General features: G+C 69.1%; 16 protein-coding genes. 6 read left to right on the plus strand and 10 right to left on the minus strand.

Annotated features, from left to right (window positions below):
- Positions 1 to 8: 8 nt before the first annotated feature.
- Positions 9 to 974, plus strand: coding sequence for a helix-turn-helix domain-containing protein (locus ED92_RS31405; protein WP_037344735.1), 966 nt, complete (start codon positions 9 to 11; stop codon positions 972 to 974).
- Positions 975 to 1,044: 70 nt separating this feature from the next.
- Here the strand turns inward: ED92_RS31405 and trpD are convergent, their stop codons facing one another.
- The 3 genes from trpD to ED92_RS31420 all read right to left on the minus strand — a co-directional run bounded on the left by trpD (position 1,045) and on the right by ED92_RS31420 (position 2,962).
- Positions 1,045 to 2,070 carry an anthranilate phosphoribosyltransferase gene (gene trpD, locus ED92_RS31410; protein ID WP_037344737.1) on the minus strand — a complete coding sequence of 342 codons (1,026 nt, stop codon included), beginning with the start codon at positions 2,068 to 2,070 and terminating at the stop codon, positions 1,045 to 1,047.
- A gap of 3 nt (positions 2,071 to 2,073) precedes the next feature.
- Complete coding sequence (locus ED92_RS31415) at positions 2,074 to 2,484, minus strand: hypothetical protein (protein ID WP_016336048.1); 411 nt, start codon at positions 2,482 to 2,484, stop codon at positions 2,074 to 2,076.
- 61 nt (positions 2,485 to 2,545) lie between these two features.
- A complete protein-coding gene (locus ED92_RS31420) occupies positions 2,546 to 2,962 on the minus strand; it encodes a hypothetical protein (RefSeq protein WP_037344739.1) in 417 nt (138 codons plus the stop codon).
- Between the two features lie 95 nt (positions 2,963 to 3,057).
- Here ED92_RS31420 and ED92_RS31425 point away from each other — a divergent pair, with 95 nt between their 5' ends.
- Genes ED92_RS31425 through ED92_RS31440 form a run of 4 tightly spaced genes read left to right on the plus strand, consistent with a single transcriptional unit; the run spans position 3,058 to position 7,349 of the window.
- Positions 3,058 to 3,681: a heme-copper oxidase subunit III gene (locus ED92_RS31425; RefSeq protein ID WP_081975967.1), complete on the plus strand. Its 624-nt coding sequence runs from the start codon at positions 3,058 to 3,060 to the stop codon at positions 3,679 to 3,681.
- Positions 3,682 to 3,736: 55 nt separating this feature from the next.
- On the plus strand, positions 3,737 to 4,555 hold the full coding sequence (locus tag ED92_RS31430) for a c-type cytochrome (protein WP_037344744.1): 819 nt from the start codon (positions 3,737 to 3,739) through the stop codon (positions 4,553 to 4,555).
- On the plus strand, positions 4,552 to 5,685 hold the full coding sequence (locus tag ED92_RS31435) for a ubiquinol-cytochrome c reductase iron-sulfur subunit (RefSeq protein ID WP_037344746.1): 1,134 nt from the start codon (positions 4,552 to 4,554) through the stop codon (positions 5,683 to 5,685). Before ED92_RS31430 ends, ED92_RS31435 begins: the two co-directional genes overlap by 4 nt.
- Positions 5,682 to 7,349: a cytochrome bc complex cytochrome b subunit gene (locus tag ED92_RS31440; RefSeq protein ID WP_037344747.1), complete on the plus strand. Its 1,668-nt coding sequence runs from the start codon at positions 5,682 to 5,684 to the stop codon at positions 7,347 to 7,349. The genes ED92_RS31435 and ED92_RS31440 overlap by 4 nt, the downstream gene beginning before the upstream one ends.
- Before the next feature lie 72 nt (positions 7,350 to 7,421).
- Here the strand turns inward: ED92_RS31440 and ED92_RS31445 are convergent, their stop codons facing one another.
- The 7 genes from ED92_RS31445 to ED92_RS31475 form a co-directional block, all read right to left on the minus strand.
- Complete coding sequence (locus ED92_RS31445) at positions 7,422 to 7,814, minus strand: hypothetical protein (protein WP_052120970.1); 393 nt, start codon at positions 7,812 to 7,814, stop codon at positions 7,422 to 7,424.
- Complete coding sequence (locus ED92_RS31450; protein WP_235213405.1) at positions 7,811 to 11,725, minus strand: nucleic acid/nucleotide deaminase domain-containing protein; 3,915 nt, start codon at positions 11,723 to 11,725, stop codon at positions 7,811 to 7,813. Before ED92_RS31450 ends, ED92_RS31445 begins: the two co-directional genes overlap by 4 nt.
- A gap of 55 nt (positions 11,726 to 11,780) precedes the next feature.
- Positions 11,781 to 13,937: an AbfB domain-containing protein gene (locus ED92_RS41470; protein ID WP_052120971.1), complete on the minus strand. Its 2,157-nt coding sequence runs from the start codon at positions 13,935 to 13,937 to the stop codon at positions 11,781 to 11,783.
- Between the two features lie 86 nt (positions 13,938 to 14,023).
- The gene (locus ED92_RS31460; protein WP_161791126.1) at positions 14,024 to 16,084 is read right to left on the minus strand and encodes an AbfB domain-containing protein; all 2,061 of its coding nucleotides are present in this window, start codon (positions 16,082 to 16,084) and stop codon (positions 14,024 to 14,026) included.
- A gap of 72 nt (positions 16,085 to 16,156) precedes the next feature.
- Positions 16,157 to 17,242 carry a hypothetical protein gene (locus ED92_RS31465; protein WP_052120973.1) on the minus strand — a complete coding sequence of 362 codons (1,086 nt, stop codon included), beginning with the start codon at positions 17,240 to 17,242 and terminating at the stop codon, positions 16,157 to 16,159.
- A 472-nt stretch (positions 17,243 to 17,714) separates the two neighbouring features.
- The gene (locus ED92_RS31470; RefSeq protein WP_037344753.1) at positions 17,715 to 17,999 is read right to left on the minus strand and encodes an Lrp/AsnC family transcriptional regulator; all 285 of its coding nucleotides are present in this window, start codon (positions 17,997 to 17,999) and stop codon (positions 17,715 to 17,717) included.
- A gap of 39 nt (positions 18,000 to 18,038) precedes the next feature.
- On the minus strand, positions 18,039 to 19,760 hold the full coding sequence (locus ED92_RS31475; RefSeq protein ID WP_037344754.1) for a DEDD exonuclease domain-containing protein: 1,722 nt from the start codon (positions 19,758 to 19,760) through the stop codon (positions 18,039 to 18,041).
- Between the two features lie 96 nt (positions 19,761 to 19,856).
- Here ED92_RS31475 and ED92_RS31480 point away from each other — a divergent pair, with 96 nt between their 5' ends.
- Positions 19,857 to 21,245, plus strand: coding sequence for an NYN domain-containing protein (locus tag ED92_RS31480; RefSeq protein WP_037344756.1), 1,389 nt, complete (start codon positions 19,857 to 19,859; stop codon positions 21,243 to 21,245).
- The last annotated feature ends 155 nt before the right edge of the window (positions 21,246 to 21,400 follow it).

The following is a 21,400-nucleotide window of genomic DNA, read 5'->3' on the forward strand; positions in this document are numbered from 1 at the left end:
AATCGCATATGTCGCATGATTCCTCGCACAAGGTCGCCATCCTGGTCGACGAGGGCTCCAACCCCTTCGAAATGGGCGTCGCGACCGAGCTCTTCGGCCTGCGGCGGCCGGAGCTGGACAGGCCTTGGTACGACTTCACGGTGTGCGCGGCCGAGCCGTCCGTGCGGATGCACCTGGGCATGTTCACCCTCACCGGGGTCGCGGGGCTCGAAGCCCTGGAGACCGCCGACACGGTGATCGTGCCCAACCGGCCCGATCCGGAGAGCCCGGCCAGGGAGTCGGTGCTGAGTGCCGTTCGCGCCGCGTCCGAGCGAGGTGCCCGGCTGGTGAGCTTCTGCACGGGCGCCTTCACCCTCGCGCGGGCCGGGGTCCTGGATGGGCGCCGCGCGACGACGCACTGGAAATGGGCCGGACGGTTTCGCGAGCTGTTCCCCGAAGTGCTGCTGGAGCCGGACGTGCTCTTCGTCGACGACGGCGACGTCCTGACCGCGGCGGGCAGCGCGGCCGCCCTCGATCTGGGGCTGCATCTGATCAGTCGTGACCACGGCGCCGAGATCGCGAACGCGGTGAGCAGGCGGCTCGTGTTCGCCGGGCATCGGGACGGCGGGCAGCGGCAGTTCGTCGAACGTCCGCTGCCGCCGGTGCCGGACACGTCGCTGGCGCCGGTGCTCGCCTGGGCGCGTGAACGGCTGGACCGGCCGCTCACCGTCGCCGACCTCGCCGCGCGGGCGGCGGCCAGCCAGGCGACGCTGCACCGGCGGTTCCGCGCCGAACTGGGGACGACGCCGCTGGCGTGGCTCACGACGGAACGGATCGCGCTGGCGTGCCGGCTGATCGAGCGCGGGGAGCAGCGGCTGGACCGGGTGGCGCGGGCTTCGGGGTTCGGGACCGCTGCGAACCTGCGTACGCAGCTTCGGCGGGCTACGGGGTTGACGCCTACGGCTTACCGGGCGCGCTTCAGCACCGCCTCGTGATAGGTGCGTTTCGTCCTCTGAATGCGGTCCTTGCACGCGCAACTACCGCATCCAGAGGACGAAACGCGCGTCAGGCGAAGGCGATCCACCGGTTCAGCAGGTCCGCGGCGGCGCCCGAATCGATGGCCGACGCCGCCCGTTCGAGCCCGGCCGCCAGATCGTCTTCCAGCGATCCGGAGAACCCGGCGAAAGCCGCCAGCGCGGCAGCCGAGTTGAGCAGCACCGCGTCCCGCACCGGCCCGGTCTTCCCGGCCATCACCTGGCGGAACACGTCGGCGTTGTGGGCGGCGTCCCCGCCGCGCAGGTCGTCCGCGGTCGCCCTGGCGATGCCCAGCGAAGCGGGGTCGAAGCTCCGCTCGGTGATCTCGCCGCCGGAGATCACCCACACCGAACTCGTGGTCGTGGTGGTGAGCTCGTCCAGGCCGTCGTCGCCGCGCACGAGCAGCACGGTCATGCCGCGCCGCGCGAACACCTCGGCCAGCACCCGGGTCTTGTCCTGATACGCGCAGCCGATCAGCGAACTGCGCGGCTGCGCCGGGTTGGTCAGCGGACCCAGCAGGTTGAACGTCGTCGGCACGCCGAGCTCGCCGCGGGTCGGGCCCGCGTGGCGCAGGGCCGGGTGGAACTTCGGCGCGAAGCAGAAGCCGATGCCCAGTTCGTTCACGCTGCGCTGGACCGTCTCCGGCGGCAGGTCGATCGTGACGCCCAGCTCCTCCAGCACGTCCGCCGCGCCGGATTTCGACGACGCGCTCCGGTTGCCGTGCTTGGCCACCGGGGCACCCGCCGCGGCCGTCACCACCGTGGCCATGGTGGAGATGTTGACCGAATTCGACCGGTCGCCGCCGGTGCCGACGATGTCCACCGACGGCCGGTCGATGGTCACCCGTTTGGCGTGCGCCAGCATGGCGTCGGCCATACCGGAGATCTCCGCCGGTGTCTCACCCTTCGCGCGCAGCGCGACGGCGAATCCGGCGATCTGGGACGGCGTCGCCGCCCCGCTCATGATCTGGTCCATCGCCCACGCGGTGTCCTGCTCGGACAGATCCGCGCGCGCGATGAGCTGGTTGAGCAGGGACGGCCAGGTCTTGGCGGTCACGGCTCAGCCGTGCACGGCCGGCACCCGCCGGGCGCGCAGCACGTCGGCGACGGTCTCGGCGGCGGTCAGCGGGTCGAGCGGGTGGACCAGCACCGCGTCGGCCTGCGACCAGGTCGCGAGCCAGCGGTCGTCCTTGCGCCGCACCGACACCACGATCGGCGGGCAATCCTCGATCTCGTTCTTCAGCTGACGGGTCAGCCCGATGCCCCCGGTCGGCTGGGCCTCGCCGTCGAGGATGGCCAGGTCCACGTTGCCCGCGTCCATCTCGACGAGGACCTCGGAGATGCCGGACGCCTCGGTGTAGTCCACCCGGCCGAGGTCGGCGGCGGGCCTGCGGCCGACGGCGTTGATGATCGCCTCGCGCACCTCCGCCTTGTGGCTGAACACCAGGATCCGCATCGCCTGCTCGCCCATGAGCGCGCCTCCGCCTCGTCTAGTCATGTCGACCCCGCGATGTTATCCGCCATGACCGACATCACGTGGACGCACCCGACGGCTGGAGCGCGTCCCAGCCCAGGGAGTCGCCGCCGAGCCGTTGCGCGAGCCCCGCCATCCGTGACCGTTCCTGCGCGCAGTGCAGTGCGTCGAGGGTCTGGACGCGCAGTGCGTGCGCGAGGGCGAACTCCCCGTCGGATTCCTGTTCTCGCAGCTCCCAGCCGTCCTGGGCGAGGATCGAGGCCGCCTCCGCCACCTTTTCGGGCGGCAGCTTCAAGTGATGCCGCAGGATCGCGGGCGCTTCGGCGACCCAAGCGGGTGATCTCGCCAACGCCGAAGAATCCGCCTCGGCCGGATCGAACGCCTCCACGACGATCTCCACGCCGGGCGTGTCGATCGTCAGGCTGGGCGCGGAAGGCTTCCTGACCAGGTCACGAAGCCGATCTAGTAAACCCATGAGTAGCCCGGTTCCCACTTTCGTTCAGATGTGACCCGACACGCACGCGACCCGCCGTGGACCCACCCGGCGGGCGCCATGCGTGAGAGGACATAATGCGACGCGTGACAACGGCAGCTCCCACCATCAGCCAGCGGGTCCACTCGCTGAACCGGCCGAACATGGTCAGTGTCGGCACCATCGTGTGGCTGTCCAGCGAACTGATGTTCTTCGCCGGACTGTTCGCCATGTTCTTCACCGTGAAGGCGCAGAACGCGACCGGCCAGTGGCCGCCGCCGCTGCACGGTGAGCCCTTCGAGTTGAACGTCGCCTTGGCGATCCCGTTCACGGTGATCCTCGTGGCGTCCTCGTTCACCTGCCAGTTCGGCGTGTTCGCCGCCGAAAAGGGCGACGTCTTCGGCCTTCGACGCTGGTACATCATCACGTTGATCATGGGCGCGATCTTCGTCGGCGGCCAGGGTTACGAGTACCTCCACCTGATCGAAGAGGGGATGACGATCCCGTCCGGCCCGTTCGGCACGGTCTTCTTCCTCGCGACCGGGTTCCACGGCCTGCACGTCATCGGCGGGCTCATCGCGTTCGTGTACCTGCTCATCCGCACCAAGCTGAGCAAGTTCACCCCGGCCCAGGCCACCTCGGCGATCGTCGTGTCGTACTACTGGCACTTCGTCGACATCGTGTGGGTGGGTCTGTTCGCGGTGATCTACATCCTTCCGTGAACGAAGCCGCCACCACGACCTATCGGCCTGAACTGACAGCAAGGGTTGCCGCAAGATGACCTCCAGCAAGAACAACACGGAGCGCCGCTTCCGCAAGCGGTCGAAGGCACGCAGGCGGTTCGCCGGCGCGCTGGCGCTCGGGATCGCGCTGCTCAGCGTGGGCGGGTTGTACGCCGTTTTCGCCCCGGAGCCGCAGACCGCGCAGGCGCAGGGCGAATCCGCCCTCCTGCGCGAGGGCGAGAAGCTCTACAACAACACGTGTATCGAATGTCACGGGCCGAAGCTCGAAGGTGTCACCGACCGTGGCCCGAGCCTCATCGGCATCGGCGACGCGGCCGTGTACTTCCAGACCTCCACCGGCCGCATGCCCGCGGTGCGTCAGGAAGCCCAGGCGCAGCGGAAGCCGCCGAAGCTGTCCGAGGCCGAGATCAACGCCCTCGGCGCCTACATCCAGGCCAACGGTGGCGGCGCGCAGCGTCCCGCCGAGAAGGGTGACGCGCTGCGCGGCGACGACGTCGCGCGCGGCAGCGAGCTCTTCCGCCTCAACTGCGCCTCCTGCCACGGCTTCACCGGCCGCGGCGGCGCGCTCTCCTCGGGCAAGTTCGCCCCGAACCTGGACCCGGCCACGGAAGAGCAGATCTACACCGCGATGCTCACCGGGCCGCAGAACATGCCCAAGTTCTCCGACCGGCAGCTGTCGCCGGAGGAGAAGAAGGACATCATCGCGTTCGTGAAGTCCGTGAGCCACGGGAACAACGCTCCCGGCGGTAGCTCGCTCGGCGGACTCGGCCCGGCTTCGGAGGGCGCGATCGCGTGGATCGTCGGGATCGCCGCGCTGATCGGCGTGACGTTGTGGATTGGATCGAAGGCATGAGCGCCGAAGGGCCGAAGCCGCCGACAGAGGCGGAATTGGCGGACATGGATCGCGACCAGCTCGTCAAGCTGGGTACCGCGCTCGACGGGGTCGAGATCGTGGAGTACCCGACGCCGTGGCCGGTCGAGGGGACCCGGGCGGAGAAGCGCGCCGAGCGCGCTGTCGCCCTCTGGTTCGTGCTGGCCGCGCTGTCCGGCCTCGCGTTCGTGGTCCTCATCGCGTGGCCGCACTGGTTCGAGTACAAGGAGCCGGGTACGACCGGCTACACCAAGTACACGCTGTACACGCCGCTGCTCGGGGTCACCCTCGGGCTGGCCGTGCTCAGCCTCGGTATCGGTGTGATCCTCTACACCAAGAAGTTCATCCCGGCCGAGGTCTCGGTCCAGGAGCGCGGGGACGGCGGTTCCAAGGAGGTCGACAAGGCCACCATCGTCGCCCAGCTCGCCGACTCGGGTAGCCGCAGCACCATCGCGCGCCGCTCGATGATCAAGCGGTCCGCGGGTGCCGGTGCCGGTGTGCTCGGCCTCGCCGTCGCGGCGCTGCCGGTCGCGTCCTTCATCAAGGACCCGTGGAAGGACACCGAGAACCGCGACTCGCTGTGGCACTCGGGCTGGAAGAAGAACTTCCCGGACGAGGTCGTCTACCTGCGCCGCAACACCGGCCGTCCGCACGAGATCTCCCTGGTCAAGGCCGAGGACCTCGACGCAGGCGCGATGGAGACGGTGTTCCCGTACCGCAAGTCCGAGGAGCACGACGAGCACGCGCTGTCGGCCGCCTTCAAGCGGGTCGACAACCCGGTCATGCTGATCCGTCTCCGCCCGACCGACGCCGCCAAGGTCGTCAAGCGTCAGGGCCAGGAGGACTACAACTTCGGCGACTACTACGCGTACACGAAGATCTGCAGCCACGTGGGCTGCCCGACCTCCCTGTACGAGCAGCGGACCAACCGCATCCTCTGCCCCTGCCACCAGTCGCAGTTCGACGCGCTCCACTACGCCAAGCCGATTTTCGGGCCGGCTACGCGGCCGTTGGCCCAGCTTCCGATTACAGTGGACAAAGAGGGCTACCTGATCGCGCGCGGAGACTTCAACGAGGCCGTCGGACCGGCCTTTTGGGAGCGTAAGTCATGAGTTCACTCACCACCCCGACCAAGGGGACGAACCCGGTCGAGAAGGCCGCGGGCGCTGGTGCGAAGTGGGCCGACGACCGGTATCACCTGGCCAAGGGCATGCGGCACCAGCTCAACAAGGTGTTCCCGACGCACTGGTCGTTCCTGCTCGGCGAGATCGCGCTCTACAGCTTCATCATCCTGTTGCTGTCGGGTGTGTATCTCACGCTGTTCTTCGACCCCTCCATGGAGGAGGTCGTCTACAACGGCAGCTACACCGGTCTGCAGGGCGTCGAGATGTCGCGGGCCTTCGCGACCACGCTCGACATCTCGTTCGACGTCCGGGGCGGTCTCTTCGTCCGCCAGCTGCACCACTGGGCCGCGCTGATCTTCGTGGCTTCGATGATGGTGCACATGTTCCGGATCTTCTTCACCGGAGCGTTCCGCCGCCCGCGTGAGGCGAACTGGGTCATCGGCGCGCTGCTGCTGGTCCTGGGCATGTTCGAAGGCTTCTTCGGCTACTCGCTCCCGGACGACCTGCTCTCCGGTACCGGTATCCGCGCGACCCTGTCGGGCATCGTGCTGTCGGTGCCGGTCATGGGCACCTGGATCCACTGGGCGCTGTTCGGTGGGGAGTTCCCCGGCAACGAGATCATCCCGCGCCTGTACACGATCCACATCCTGCTGCTGCCGGGCATCATGCTCGGCCTGGTGGCCGCGCACCTGGCGCTGGTCTGGTACCAGAAGCACACGCAGTTCCCCGGCGTGCGCCGCAAGGAGACCAACGTCGTCGGCGTCCGCATCATGCCGGTCTTCGCGCTCAAGGGCGGTGCGTTCTTCGCGCTGGTCACCGGCGTCATCGCGCTGATGTCGGGTCTCTTCCAGATCAACCCGATCTGGAACATCGGCCCGTACAACGCGGCGCAGGTCTCGGCGGGTTCGCAGCCTGACTGGTACATGGCCTGGGCCGACGGCATGCTGCGGATCTGGCCCGCGTGGGAGCTCTATCTCGGGAACTACACGGTCCCGGCGGTGTTCTTCCCCGGCGCGGTCGGGATGCCGCTGCTGATCGGGTTGCTGGTGATGTATCCCTGGATCGAGCGCAAGCTGTCCAAGGACACCGCGCACCACAACCTGCTGCAGCGTCCGCGCGACGTCCCGGTCCGGACCTCGCTGGGCATCATGGCCCTGACCTTCTTCGCGGTCATCATGCTGTCGGGCTTCAACGACATCATCGCGTTCGCCTTCGACATCTCGCTGAACGCGACGACGTGGGCGGGCCGGATCGGTGTCCTGCTGCTGCCGCCGATCGCCTACTACATCACCTACCGGATCTGCCTCGGCCTCCAGCGGGCCGACCGCGAGGTGCTGGAGCACGGTGTCGAGACCGGCATCATCAAGCGCCTGCCGCACGGTGAGTTCATCGAGATCCACCAGCCGCTCGGCCCGGTGGACGACCACGGCCACGCGATCCCGCTCGAGTACCAGGGCGCGTCGGTGCCGAAGAAGATGAACAAGCTCGGCTCGGCCGGACACGCCGTCGCCGGTTCGACCTGGTCCCCGGACCCGGTCGAGGAGACGATCGCGCTGGAGCGTGCCCGGGCCAACGGGCACGGCAACGGCAAGGTCGACGACATCGGTGGCGAGCCTTCGGAGGAGCGCAAGGAGATCACCTCCGGGCACTAGTTCGTCAGACACGTGTGAAGGCCCCCTTCCCTCGGCTGAGCCGAGGGAAGGGGGCCTTCACACGTTGAAGGGTCAGCCGGTGACCTTGAGCTCCAGGGGACGCATGTCGTCGTCGCTCGGGACGACGGTCAGGCCCGCGGCGGTGAGGACGGCGGTGAGCGCCGTCCGCATCGCCGCGTGGACGGCGATCTGCCGTCGCACCTGGGGATTCTCCTTGTCGCCCGCCACCAGGAGCCGGAAGGCCTCGTCACGCCAAGGCCTCGCCACCACCCAGTCGACCCAGACCCCGCAGGAGCCCTCGAAGACGTCCACCTCGATCACGGCACCTCCGGCGTCCCGGTGATCGTCCGGATCGGGCTCGACGATCACCGGGACTCCCGCCATCCGCAACGCGGCTTCGGTCCGGTCGCCCAGAGCGAACAGCCGTTCCTGCTCGGCGGGGTGGACGCGGCGGAGCGAGGTCATCCACCTGCTCCGCTGCCCACCAAGACGCGCTGTTCCGCTTCGGCGGCCGTCGCCGCACCGGGGAAGAGGCCGCGTCTCTTGTAGGACTTCTTGATCATGTCGATCAGGCTCCCCTTGTAGATCTTGTCGATCTCGGGATCACCGGTCCACGGTACCGAGAACGACGTCTTGAGATCGGGCGCCATCTTGCTGACCCAGTCCCGTTTGCAGTCGGGGCACGGTTCGCGTTCGCTGTAGAGGCCCTTGATGTTCTTGGGGTCGAAACCCTGCTCGATGACCTGCTCGACGATGTGCTGCTCGGAGTGGCGGCCGGCGTCGTTGCTGTTGCCCGCCACGTAGCCGTCGGGGAGCTTCCCGTTCGGGTCCTTGTAGCCGGGGAGATAGGCGACGGCAACGTTCCGGCTGGTTCCGTAGCCGTTTCCGATCCGGTAGTCGAGCGCGATACTCGGCAACGTTCCCCCGTTGTCACCGTGATCCACGAGCCCGCAGGTGAAATCGGGGATGTCCGCGGTTTTCGCGGTGGCCGGTACCTGGCTGATCCGGTTGCACCATTTGCGGATGGCGTTGAAGAGCGGTTTGACCTTGTCCGCGACCTTGCGGAAGATCGCGGACTTGTTCAGGAACTTGGAAATGTTCTGGATGATCTTCACGACCGCCGAAGCCACCTTGGGCAGCTTCAGGAAGACGACGACGATCGACGCGACGTTGACCACGGTCCAAATGCAGGCCTCGATGTTGCCTTCGCCGAAGCACCGCTCCGCGTCACGCCAGCCGATCACCTCCAGCAGGACTTCGGCCCCGATCTCCAGCAGGAACGACGTCACACTGCCGCCGTTCTTGGACTGCTCTGCGGCCTGGCGGTACTCGTCCAGCAGCATCCGCCCGAATTCGGTCGCCGAGAGCATGGCGATTTCTTCCTGGGTCAGATCGGGCAGCCCGGCGCCCGTCTCCTCCGCCGCGCGGCGTCTCGCCTCCTCTTCTTCCTTGCGTTGCTGGTCTTCCGCGCGGTCGGCGGCTTGCTGGGCTTCGGTCGCGCTCTGCCGTGCCCGTTCCGCGGCGGCGGCCGCGTTGCGCGCGTGTTCTTCGGCCCGGTCGGCCGCGGCCCTGGCTTCCGCCGCCGAGGCTTCCGCGGCGGTCGCCGCGTCCCTGGCGATTTGAGCGTCCCGCTCGGCACGCGACGCCGAGTCCCTCGCCGCCTGTGCCTCGCGTTCCGCCGCGGCGGCGTTCCGGCCGGCGATGGCGGCGTCGGCGTTGGCCTCGTTGGCCGCCCCACGCGCGGTTTGCGCGTCCGCACGAGCGGCCGCGTCCGACGCGTTCGCCCGCTCGCCCGCGGCACGGGCCAGCGCGCCTTCGGCCGCGGCCGCGGCCGCCGCTTCCTGCGCTTCGGCCGCCGAGTTCGCCGCGGCGGCGGCTGATGCCGCTGCCCGCGCCGCCGCTTCGAACGCGGGTTTGACCTCTTTCTGCGCCCGAGCAGCGGCTTCGGCGGCCCGATCCGCTGCCAGCCTCGCTTCGGTGGCACGGTCGCGGGCCGCTTGCGCCTGCTCGGCTCCGACCGCCCTGGCCTGGTTGGCGACCAGGATGACGAAATCGGCGTCGAGGTCCGAACCCGCGTACGGCGCGACGACGGTGATCGCCCGGTTGGCCGGATCGGTGATCGCGCTCGACGACGCCCGCGCGGCGGTGGACGCCCGCAGGGCGATATCCGCTTGAGTGGCCGCGGAGACCGACTCGGTGAAGGCCGCGTCGGCCTCGGCGCGGGTACGCTCCGCCGCCATCAGCGAACGCATCGCCTCGCCCGCCGCCTGTTCCGCGAGCTGAACCGCGTTCCGTGCCGCCTCGGCCGCCTTGGTCTCCTCGGCGGTCGCCTCGGTCGCCTTGACGTTGGCCTGGGTGGCGTGGTGATGGGTCTCCGCCGCCGAGGCCTCGGCCCGGTTGGCCGCGTGGTTGGCCGCGGAGGCGGCGGCACGGGCTTCCTGAGCCGCGGCGCGGGCCCGTGCCGCCGCTCGGGTAGCTTCGCCCGCCGCTTGCCTCGCGACCACGGCGGCGCCGGTCGCCCGGTCGGCGGCGTCGCGGGCCGCGGTGGCCGCGGCGGTCGCGTTGTTGGCCTCGTTCCGTGCCGCGGCGGCGGCGTTCTTCGCGTCGGTCTCCGCCGCGGTGCCCCGTGCGGCGGCTTCGGCCGCGTTCAGCGCTTCCGCCTTCGCCTGCGCGGTCTGCTTCAGCCGTTCCGCGGTGAAGGCGGCGTCGCGAGCGGCTCTCGCCTTCCCTTCTTCGCCCACCGCCCGCTGTTCGGCTTCCCCGGCAAGCCGTTCCTGCTCCTGCGCGCGGAGGTTGGAGTCGTTGGCGATACCGGCTTGGCGCTGGGCTTCGCCGCGGTGACGACGCGCTTCCGCGGCCGCTTGGTCGGCACGCTGACGGGCGGCGGCCGCGTTGGCGCGTTCGGCCTCGGCGACCCTGCGGGCGTTCTTCGCCCTGTCCCGCTGCCGTTCCGCTTCTTCGCGATGCGCGCGGGTGCGTTCGGCCGAGGCCCTGGCGGCGTTGGCCGCGGCTTCGGCCGCTTCGCGAGCCTGTTTGGCCCGGACGGCCGCGTCCTTGGCCGCCACCGCCTGCACTCGCGCGGCCTCGGCCACCTGGGCGGCAGCGGTCGCGTGTTCTTCGGCGTGCAGACCCCATTGGCGAGCCTGCTCGGCGTGTTTCTCGGCGCGTTCCTGGGCGTTGCGCGCCTGGTCGGTGGCTTCGGTGGCGTCGATCGCGTGCTGTGCGGTCTCCGAGGCGTGGACCGCCGCCTGCCCGGCCGCGCTCATACCTCTCGCCATGTCGGCCCACTGAGTGCCGTAGGGGAGTCCGACGGCGACCAGTTCGGCGGCCTGGACGCCCGCCTGCTCGGCCGCGCGTACGGCATCGGCCGCGGCGTTGCGGGCGTTGCCGACCTGACGGGCGGCCTCGGCCTTGACCAAGGCGAAGGAGTCGGGCGGGTGGTTGCCCGCCGCGTCGTTCGCGTCCAGGATCTGCTTGGCCTTACGGGCTTCGTTCCCCGCGAGCACCATCGCGTTCGCGATCCGCTGGAGCGCGCGCAGCGCGTCCCCGTGCGCCACCATCAGGTTCCGCCGCGCGTTCATCGCCCGGACGGCCCGCTTGGCGAGGTCGCTCAGCTGCTCGGCGGCCCGTGCCGCTGCTTCCTGGTCACGGATCTGCTTCTCCCGCTCTTCGGCGTCACGTTTCGCCGCGGCGAGGTACCCGGTGTTCAGGAACTCGGCGATGGCCGCGTCACCCGCGTCGAGCGCGGCCTGCGCCGCCGTCTTCACGTGGTGCCCGGCGACGCCGATCAGTGCCGTGACCCTGGCGCGCAGCTCCTCCGCGCGTGCCTGGCCGCCCGCCGCGACCTGTGCGTCGCGTTCCCTCGCGATCTCCTTGCCGTAGGCGAGGAACTGCTCGCGGTCGGTATCGCTTCCCGCGAGCACCCGCTGGACCTCGGCGTTGAAGATCGGCCCGCCGGTGCCCGCCATCGCCTGGATGGCGGCCCGGTTCTGGCGCGCGGTCTCGGCTTCCCGCGCCGCGGCCCTCGCCTTGGCGGCGTCGAGGCCGGTTTCGAGGAATTCGTGCAATGCGGCTTCGGTGCCCGCGTCGAGCGCCGCGCGCGCGGCCTCACGTACTTCGGGCTCCTCGGCCAGCTCGGCGTGATCGGCGATGATCTGCCGGACGACGGGACTGCCCACCAGGGCGGGTACGCCCGATCGGCCGTCCCAGTTGCGGTACGGGTCTTCCGGTAGGGGACGGGCCGGGGACGTCGGTGGCGGCGTGGTCGGTGGTGGATCGTCGGCCGCGACCGCGGGCGCCGGTTGAATCAGCCCGGCGAGTACGGCGGTGGCCAAGAAGACAAGGAACGTTCTCAGCAGATATCTCGTTCTCGACATCAGAACCCCCAGAAATCGGTGCCTGCCGGTCGAACCGGCAGGCACCTCGGGCTTGTCAGTTGTAGTACTCTTTCGCGCCTTCGGCGGCGGTGTGTTCGATCCTTCCGTGCTGGAAGTAGCTCACGCGTTTACCGGGCACACCGGGGAAATCCATTTCGTCGGAAGTGGGATAACCGAGCCTGCTTCGTTCGTATTGCAGTGCCGCCCACCGATCGAAAATGGCTCCATAGATCAGCTTCGGGCCGATGTCCGGGTGGTACCAGATGCCTCTGGGGCCGGCGAACAGGTTGCGCATGCCCTTCCCGTCGGGCAGATATCCCGTGTCCCCGCTGGGGATGAATCCCGGAATGTTCCGGCCACCGGATTCGAGGTACTTGTTGAGCAGCGGGTCCAATATCCGGACCACGCCGTGTTGTGCCGACCAGAAGGCGCCACCCTTCTGGAAGCGTTTGTACCGGATGCCGTTCAAGATGTTTTCCGGCTGGGTCTGCGGGCCGAGGCCGTTCCAGCCCCACCAGTCCTCGTTGAGCCAGCGCTCGTCGATCTTCGTGGTGATCGAAGGGTTGGGGCCGACGGGAATCCAGCTGATGTCGGCGGCGAAGTTGCCGTCGGTGTCGAAGTTGTTCTCCTTGCTCTGGCCGTTGGCCGCCCAGAGCTCGCCCCAGTACTGCCGCAGGTAGCGGCCCGGATACGCCTTCGCCTCCAGCGTCACGTTGGTCGGATTGCCGTCCCTGCCCGCCTTGGCGCACCAGGTGGCGTTGAGTTTGTAGCCGTCGGTGCCGTCGTTGCCGGCCAGCTGGACCCGCAGGTTGGGCGCGATGCGCAGGTAGCTGCCGACCCGGGTGGCCGATTCCAGCGAGAAGCAGTTCGGGTCGGCGAGCCCGGGGACGATCTTCCAGGTGGCGTCGCCCAGTGGTGCGGTGACGACATTCGACGGCTGGGTTCCCGGGGTGGCCCAGGCATCGCCGCCGGCACTGCGGACGTGCCAGCCCCGCCGTCCGGCGGTGACGCCGGCGAACGCCTGTTCCAGCACGGTGTACTGCCCCTTGGCGAGGAAGTCCTTGACCTGGTCCCAGGTCCCGTTCGCGGCGACGTCGGCCGCGGCCGCGGCGAGCCGGGGACGGAGCCTGCTGGCGTCGGCCTTGGCCTTGATGTCGCGGACCTTCTGGCGGTCGGCCTCCTCCCGTTCGCGCAGGATCCTGGCGTCGTCCCTCGCACGGGCCTCGGCGACCCCGGTCCTGATGTAGGCGTTCCAGTCGGCGGGCAGGCCGGTGAGGGCGACGGTGGCCGCGTTCTTGATCTCGCGGTGCGCGGGGTCGGCGAGTTCCGGGGTCTTGAGCAGCTCGCGGATGAAGTCGTCGTCGGCGAGGTCGAGCCAGGCCGCGACGGCGATGACGGGAACCTTGTCGCAGGCGTCCTTCTTCGCCATCCTGGCGGCTTCCCTGCGGGCGGCCTCCTGGTTCTCCTGGTTCAACCGGTCGAGGTAGTCGAGCTGATCCTGGTGATTCAGAGCCCGGATCTTGTTCTCGATGAAGTCCTTCCAGACCGCCGCGTCACCGCCGAACGCGTCGAACGCGCCCTGCTTGAGTTTCGGCTGTTCCGGCCTCGCCTTCTGGTACACCTTGTAGATGAACATCTGATCGTTGTCGTTGAGCATGACGTCGTCGAAACCGACGATGTCGGCGTCGATCAGGATCTCCCGGCGCAGCTGGACGGTGCGGTCCCAGGCCTCCTGGCGACGCTGTCGTTCGACGCGGTCGCGGGCGGCGAAATCGAAGACGCCGGTGCGGATGAACGCCGTGGCGTCGGGGGCGGCGTTGTTGTCGAGCATGACCTTGTAGACGCGGTAGGCCTCGGCCTTGGTGACCGGGAAGTTCGTCGCGTCGATCTTGTCGTAGACCTTGAAGACGAAATTCATGTCGGTGGCCTCGCGCCATTCCTTGGTGGCTTCACCGACTTCGATCTCGAAAACCGCGCGTACCTTTTCGGTTTCGGTCGCGCTCGGCAGTTCGGCCGCCGCGGCGTCCGGGCTTTCACGGGGAACCGATGCCTCGGGGACGGACGGGGCGGGCGCCTCGACGGTCGGGCTCGGCGGCGCCGGGGGAGCGGCGTACCCGATGGCCGGGGTGATCAGGCCGCACAGCACGGTCGCGGCGGTCAGCACGGCGACACGTCCGGCCGGTCGTCTGCCGACGATCAGTGATCTTCGCATTTCACATACCTCTGTTCGGGCGAAAAAGGCCGGCCGGGGGCCCTGGAGCGTTTCCCGGGCCCCCGGCCGGAGCAGGACGAACTCGGTCAGTTGACGGTCATGAACACGAGGATTTCGTAAGTGCTGGAGTTCCAGGTCATGTAGCCGTGCTCGAAATTGCTTTGCCGTCCGATGGGGATGGTGAACTCGTCGCTGGTCGGGAAACCGAGCCTGCCGTTTTCCGCGCCGAGCGAATTCCACCTGTCGCGAATGGAACCCATCACGAATTTGGCCCCGGTCGACGGCGTCCAGTAGATCGCCATGTTGTGGCCGTGGAAATTGATCATCGACCGGTTGGTCCCGTTCACCTGGTCGGTACTCGGCAGCAACCACTTGTGCCCGCCGAGGCTCAGGTACCGGGTGAGGATCTCGCCGGTGATGAACTTCGCGCCGGTCTCCGGGCCCCAGTACAGGCGGCCGTTGGTGAATTCGCGGAACCGGACACCCGCGTCGTAGATCTCCGCGGCCTTCGGATTACCGGCGAGCCCGCGCAGGCCGTCGTTGTTGAACCAGTCCAGCATCAGCGGCGTCGACACCTCGGGATTCGGTGCGACCACCCGCCAGTTCGAGTCCTCGGTGAAGAGCCGGTCCGTGTCGAACCAGTTCCCGCCACCCTGCTGGGCGATCCAGAGCTGCGCGTCGATATGCCGCAGGATCCGGCCCGGGTGCGCCTTCGACTCCAGCTGGACCTCGCCGCCGTTGCGCCGCGGGCACCAGGTGGCGTCCTTCTTGAACTGGTCGGTGCCGTCGTTGCCGTGCAGTTTGACCCGCAGATCCTGCTGCCGCAGGTAGTTCCCGGCGCGGTCGGTGGACTCCAGCGAGTAACACAGCGGATCGGCCAGCCCGCTCGCCACCTTCCAGGTCGCGTACGGCAACGGCTTGGTTCCGTCGGTGCCGGGGTTCCCGGTGGTGATCCACGCGTCGCCCCCGCCGGTGTGGACGTGCCAGCCCCGGACGCCGGGGGTGTAGGTCCCGAACGACTGGGTCAGTACCTCGTACTGGCCCGTGCGCAGGAACGTGACCACCGCGTCGCGGTTGCCCGCCAGCGCCGCGTTGGCGGCCGCGACGAGCCGCGGCCGGAGCCCGCTGTTCTCCGCGCGGACCTTGAGCTGCCGCACGGCGTCCCGGTTGGCCTGGTCTTCCTGCGCTTCACGCCGGGCCTTGTCGCGGCCGGCCGCCGCCTTGAGCCCGGTGTCGATGAACGCCTTCCACGCCGCCGGATCCGTGCTGCGGGAGGCGCGCTCCGCCGCGTCCTTGACCTCGATGTTCGCCGGGTTGGCCAGTTCGGGCAGCCGCAGCAGCTCACGGACGAAGACGTCGTCCTCGGCGTCCAGCCAGACGTTCTGGAAGGTGGCCGGAATCTCGGCGACGGCGGTGCGCCGCTTGATGTCACGCTCTTCCCGGGCCGCCTTCTCGGCGTTCTCCTGCCGGAGGCGTTCCAGGTGTTCGATGATGTCCTGCTCGGCGAGGTCGAGGATGGTGACCTCGATGAAGGTCTTCCAAGCGGCGGCGTCGCCCTTGTACGCGGTCATCGCGCCGCTCTGGACCTTGGAGCCGCTCTTGGCCCGGCTGGCGACCTGGAAGACGAAGTTCCGGTCGGTGAGGTCGAGCAGCACGGGGTCCAACGGGATGATGCGGGCGTTCTCCAGCGCCTTCATCCGCGCGCCGATCCGGTCCCGCCGTTCGATGTCGCGGAGGATCTTCTCGTCATGATCGCGCTGGACGAATTCGTGGATACCGGTCCGGATGAACGCCGAGGCGTCGGCGACGGTGAGACCGTAGATCCGTGACGCTTCCGCCTTGGTGCGGGGGAAGGCGTCGATGCTGATCTTCTCGTAGACCTTGAAGACGAAGTTCTTGTCGGACAACCGCAGCCAATCGTCGGTCGCCTCGCCGACCTCGATCGCCTCGACCGCCAGCACCTTGTCCCGCTGTGACGCCGGGGGAACCGTGGTCGACCCGATATCGGGTTCCGCGGTCGGGACGGCGGGCGGCACCCCCTGTCCGGGTGGTGTTTCGGCCGCACCCGCCGGTGCGCCGACCAGCCCCGCGAACACGGCGGCGACGGCGGCCGCCGCTATGCCACGGCTGAGCCATGGCCTTGACATGGACGTTCTTCGCATACCCCAGTCACCTATTCTCGAGAGGAAGCCGCCGCGGGAAACCGGACGGCGGAATGATCAGCTCGGGTTCTTGATCCGCTGCTCGCCTTCGAGGGCCTTCCGCAGCAACGACTCCCAGTACTCGACGTTTTCGCCGGAGAGGGACCGGTTGTCCGTCCAGTCGCCTTCCACCGTCTTCGCGGGGTCGATGATCGCCTTCCAGTTGGGGTTCTGGGCGGCCTGCTGCGCGGCGAGCAGGATGGCGTGCCAGGTTTCCGCCTGCCGCTGGGCGAAGTCCCTCGCCTCTTCCCATTTCGACCGCACCGGCGAAACCTCGGTCCCGACCTTGCGCCAGGCGGCCGCGGCCCGGTCACGGGCCTCCTTGCCGGCTTCGCCTTCGATTTCCCGCGCGGCCTTTTCGGCGGCTTCGGCGTCGACGATCAGCTGGGTGATCGTCAGTTGCCACTGGCGGTTCTCACGCAGCATCTCTTCGCGGAACGACTCGATGTCCAGCCGCGCGCCCTGTGCCCAGCCCCAGGCGAAGAAATCCGTCAGATCGTCGTCGGTCGATCCCTCGCGGACCGCGTAGGCGGCGGCGAATCTCACCTGGGTACCCGGATCCCGCTCGGCGAGCATCCGCACGTATCGGCGGTCCTCCTCGACGAGGGCGCGCTTCTGCTCGCCAAGGTCGGCGCGGAACTTCTGATCCCGCGCCTTCGCGGCTTCGTAACCGCCACCGTGGCAGAACTGTTCCCGTTTGGACGCGGTCGCCGTCAAATGGTGGTTCGCCGCGTCGTAGACCTCCGGTGAGTAGGCCCGGAGGTGGGTCTCCAGCAGTCGCCGGAGGAAGCGCTTGTTGCCTTCGTCGCGGTTGAGCGCCCGCTGTGTGGCGTATTCGAGCCCGCCGCCCGGATAGCGGAGGAACTCGATGGACGCCGCCTCCGGGTCTTCGCTGAGCAGAGCGGTCCACGCGTCCGTCTTCACCGTGCTGTGGACGCTGTACCTGGCGTGGGTCAGGACCTCCCAGCGGGCGATCTCGCCGGGTGTCATCGCCACGGCCGTGGCGTGTACTCCGGTTTCGGCGGCGAACCCCGCCGGAACGGCGACCGTCCCGGAGAACAACGCCGCGGCGCAAAGCGCGCAGGACAAAATACGCTTGTACACTCCAAGCCCCCAGTCAGCTTCGGTGCAGGTTGAATTAACGGGTACCCTTCCCGGACGATGCCGGGAAAGGTGTCGGTGGCAACGGCATCCGGAATCAAGACCGGAGCCGGCGATGAATTCGAAGTTCTTCGAATCCTTGTCGGGAAAACGCCAGCGCTTTCCCGGCGACTGTTTCAGTCACCGGGAAAGGGTTCGGGCTTCGTCAGTGGCCGCGTATCCGGCGGCTTCGGAGATGGATCGGCGAGCAGCTTCCGCCGACGGGCGATGCGGTGGCTCGTGTGGAGTGAATGTGGCGGCGATCGCCGCGATCCCATGACGGATCGATCATCGGTACATACCCCGGAATCCCCAGTACCGGAATTCCCCCAGTGAAATTCCGATTCTGAACCCAGCTAACCGCGAATGGGCGGTTTGCGCAAGATGCACCCCGAAGGTTAAAAAGTCACCGACGGGGCGGGGTTCTTGTTTGTCCTCAAGCTCCTTCGACGCCGATGTCGAACGCGGACTCCTTGTCGGCCTTCGAGTACGAGCGGAACGCGATATGCGTGACGGTGTTCAGCACGCCGGGCACCTTGCCGATCTTCGCCGGGATCAGATCCGCGAGGTCTTCGTGGGCCGTGACCCGGACCGAAGCGACCAGGTCGACGTCACCCGCGCAGGAGTAGACCTCGCGGACACCCTCGATGTCCGCGATCGCCTGCGCCGCCTCGGGGATGGCATCGGCCTCGACCTGGATCAACACGATCGCGGTGATCACTACAGCGCCTCCTACGTCAATGAATCCGGTGTGCGAATCCTAGCCCGCCACCCGTTCCAGCGCCGTCGCGCTCGCCGCCAGGTCGAGCCACTCCTGCCAGCCACCCGCCACCGCGGCGGGCTCCGCCCAGGGATGCGTCGTGCGCACGAGCCGGACACCCGGACGGGTCAGCCAGCGCAGGAGGATGCCGATCTCCTCCGGGATCGCGCCGAAGAGCGGGCCGGGCCCCGGGATGACCGTCTCCGCCGAGGCCACGAGCATCTCGACGACCGGCATCGGCGGCACCCCGCGCCGCGCGACCCCCGCCGACGCGAGCCTGCCGTGCCGGATCACCGCCAGTTCCCAGCCGCCGTTCCCGTCCGGACCGGCGGCGATCAGCTCCGGGATACCCGCCAGCGCCGACTGCCGGTGCGCCCGGCCGACCGCGCGGATCAGCCCGGCCAGCTGATCGCGATGCTGGGCGGCCTGCTCGTAGTGTTCCGCCGCGGCGAGCCGGGCCAGCTGGTCGGCGGCGGCCCGCAGCGGACGCCCGTCCGTACCGGCGATGAGACCGGACACCGCCAGCACTCCCGGCCGGTACGCCTCGACCGTCTGCAGCCCGGCGCACGGCGCTCCGCAGCGGCCGAGCTCGGCGAGGACACAGGGCGTCCCGTTCGGCGCGGTCGCCGAGATGCGCTGGGTGCACGTCCGCAGCCCGGAGGCGCCGGCGAGGGTGTCCGCGGCGGACCGGGCGTCGGTCTGGGTGCGGAAGGGCCCCAGCATCCCGTCTCGCGGCATGCGGACCACCGAAAGGCGAGGGAACGCCTCCTCGGTCAGCGCGACCCACCACGCGTGCCGTGGGTTCTTGGAACGGCGGTTGTACATGGGGCGGTGGGCGGCGATCAGCCGGAGCTCACGGACGGCGGCTTCGAGCGCGTGCGCGCATTCCACCGCGTCGACCCGCTCGGCCAGCGCGACCATCTCCCGGATCCGGCCACGGCTCTCCGAACCGGTGAAGTACTGCCGGACCCGGCGGCGCAGATCGGACGACGTGCCGACGTAGAGGACCTCGTCGCTCGGGCCGCGGAAGAGATAGACGCCGGGCCTCGACGGCAGATGTTCGGCCAGCGACCGTTTGCGGCGCTGGGCCGCGGTCACCTCTGGCAGGTAGTCCAGCAGCTCTTCGAGGGTGTGGACGCCGAGATTGCCCACCCGTTCGAGCAGGGCGTGCAGGACGTCGACGGTGGCGCGCGCGTCGGCGAGCGCGCGGTGGTTGGGCGTCGTGCGCGCTCCGAACAACGCCGCCAGCGCGGAAAGCCGGTAGCTGGGCGTCTCGTCGCGGGAGATGACCCGGCGGGCGAGCCGGACCGTGCAGACGACGGCCGTCTTGGGCCAGTGGTAACCGTGGCCCTCGCAGGCCGCGCGCATGAATCCGGTGTCGAAGGCGGCGTTGTGCGCCACGAGCACGGCACCGGAGATGAATTCGAGGAACGCGGGGAGCACGCGCTCGATCCGGGGAGCGTCGTAGACCATCGCCCCGGTGATGCCGGTGAGCTCGACGATCTGCGGCGGGATCGGCATCCCCGGGTTGACGAAGGTGGCGAACTCGCCGACGACCTCGCCCGCGCGGATCTTGACCGCGCCGATCTCGGTGATCCCGTCCGGGCCGGGTTTCGTGCCGGTGGTCTCCAGGTCGAATACGACGAACGTGATGTCCCGCAAAGGAGTTCCCAGCTCGTCGAAGGCGAGTTGCGCCGCGCCGGGCCGCCGTCCGGTGTCCATGGTCGGGCACAGTAGGGGCGGGCACCGACAATCCCAGGATGCGCGCACGCCGTCCCATCGAGCGCGCCCCGAGGCCAGGGGGCCTACGCTGGAGCGATGCAACCGCAGCCCGCAGTGCCCGAATCGCCCGAGGACGCCACCGGCGGCCCCTCGGGTGTCGTGGCGTCGGCGGGTGCGCCGGAGCCGTCCGAAGAGGTGCCCGCCGAAGGCTGGACCGCCCTGCCGGAGACCGTGCGGGAGCGGATCGCCGAGCTGGCGGCCGCCGCCGTCGGCAAACTGCCGGTCGCCGACGTGCCGAGGCAGCTGCGCCCGGTCGCGAAGTTCGCCCCGGCGAAACGCGCGAAACTCGGCGGGACGGCGCTGCTCACCGCGTTGGGGGAGTCTTCGCAGTTCCGGGTCGCGGTCACCGAATGGCTGCGTGACCACCGCAAGGACGCCCTCGACCCGAACGCCCCCGATTCCGTCGCCGCCGCGGCCGCCGCCGTGCTGCTCGGCGAGGCGGGCGCGGCCGGACGGGTCCGGCTGGTGGCGAAGAACGCCGAGGAGACGGCGTTGCGTGCCGAACGCGACGCCGCGCTGGCGCGCAACCAGCGGCTCGAAGCGGAACTCGCCCAGGCGCGCGAAGAACTGCGTGAAGCCAAGGAGATCGCCGGTAGCGCGCGGGGCGAACGCGACGCCGAGGTCGAAAAGCTCTTGAAGCGCCTGCGGGAACAAGGTGTCCAGCTGCGCCAGGCGAAGGACGCCGTCGCCGAGGCGCACGCTCGGCTGGAGAGCGGAGGTGCCGAGAGCGCCGAAGAGATCAAGGCGCTGAAGGCGCAGTTGGACCGTGAGAGGCAGCGCGTCGCGACAGAGCGGGCGCGGGCGGAAAAGGCCGTCACGGATGCGGAGATCGCCCGTCAGTCGGCGCGTGAGGCGCGTCAGGCCGACGAGGTCAGGCTCGAGTTGCTGCTGGACACGATCGAAGGCGCGGTCGGCGGGCTCCGCCGCGAACTTTCGGTGAGCGCGCGGGGGCAGCGTCCGGCTGACATGGTGCGCGGCGCGACGTCGGGTCTGGGGGCGGGCGGCAAGATCCAGGACGTCACCGCGCTCGACCGGCATCTCGCGCTGCCCAACGTGCATTTGATCGTCGACGGCTACAACGTCACGAAGACCGGTTATCCGGAGCTGGCGCTCTCCGACCAGCGGGACAGGCTGATCCATCAGCTTTCCGCACTCGCCGCGCGGACTTCGGCCGAAGTGACCGTCGTGTTCGACGGCGCCGGCGTGCTTTCCGTGCCCGCCGCGGTGCCGCGCGGGGTGCGGGTGCTGTTCTCCGAACGCGGCGTGCTCGCGGACGACGTCATCCGGTCCCTCGTCGCGGCCGAGCCGCCGGGGCGGCCGATGGTGGTCGCGAGCACGGACCGGGCGGTGGCGGATTCGGTGCGGGGCAAGGGCGCGCATCCGGTGCCGTCGGCGGTGCTGGTGTCGCGGCTCAGCCGGGTGTAGCGCTTCCGGATGTCATGAAAGGGCCGTTCAGGACGTTTTTCGTCTTGAACGGCCCTTTCATGACATCCGGGCAGGCTCCTTGCCACGCATGAGGCCCGAAACTGTCGGTGGTCGCTCTTAATGTGCACCTCACCACTGAAAGTGAGGAGCCCGAG

It is taken from the genome of Amycolatopsis sp. MJM2582 (genome assembly GCF_000754115.1).
GTDB lineage: Bacteria > Actinomycetota > Actinomycetes > Mycobacteriales > Pseudonocardiaceae > Amycolatopsis > Amycolatopsis japonica.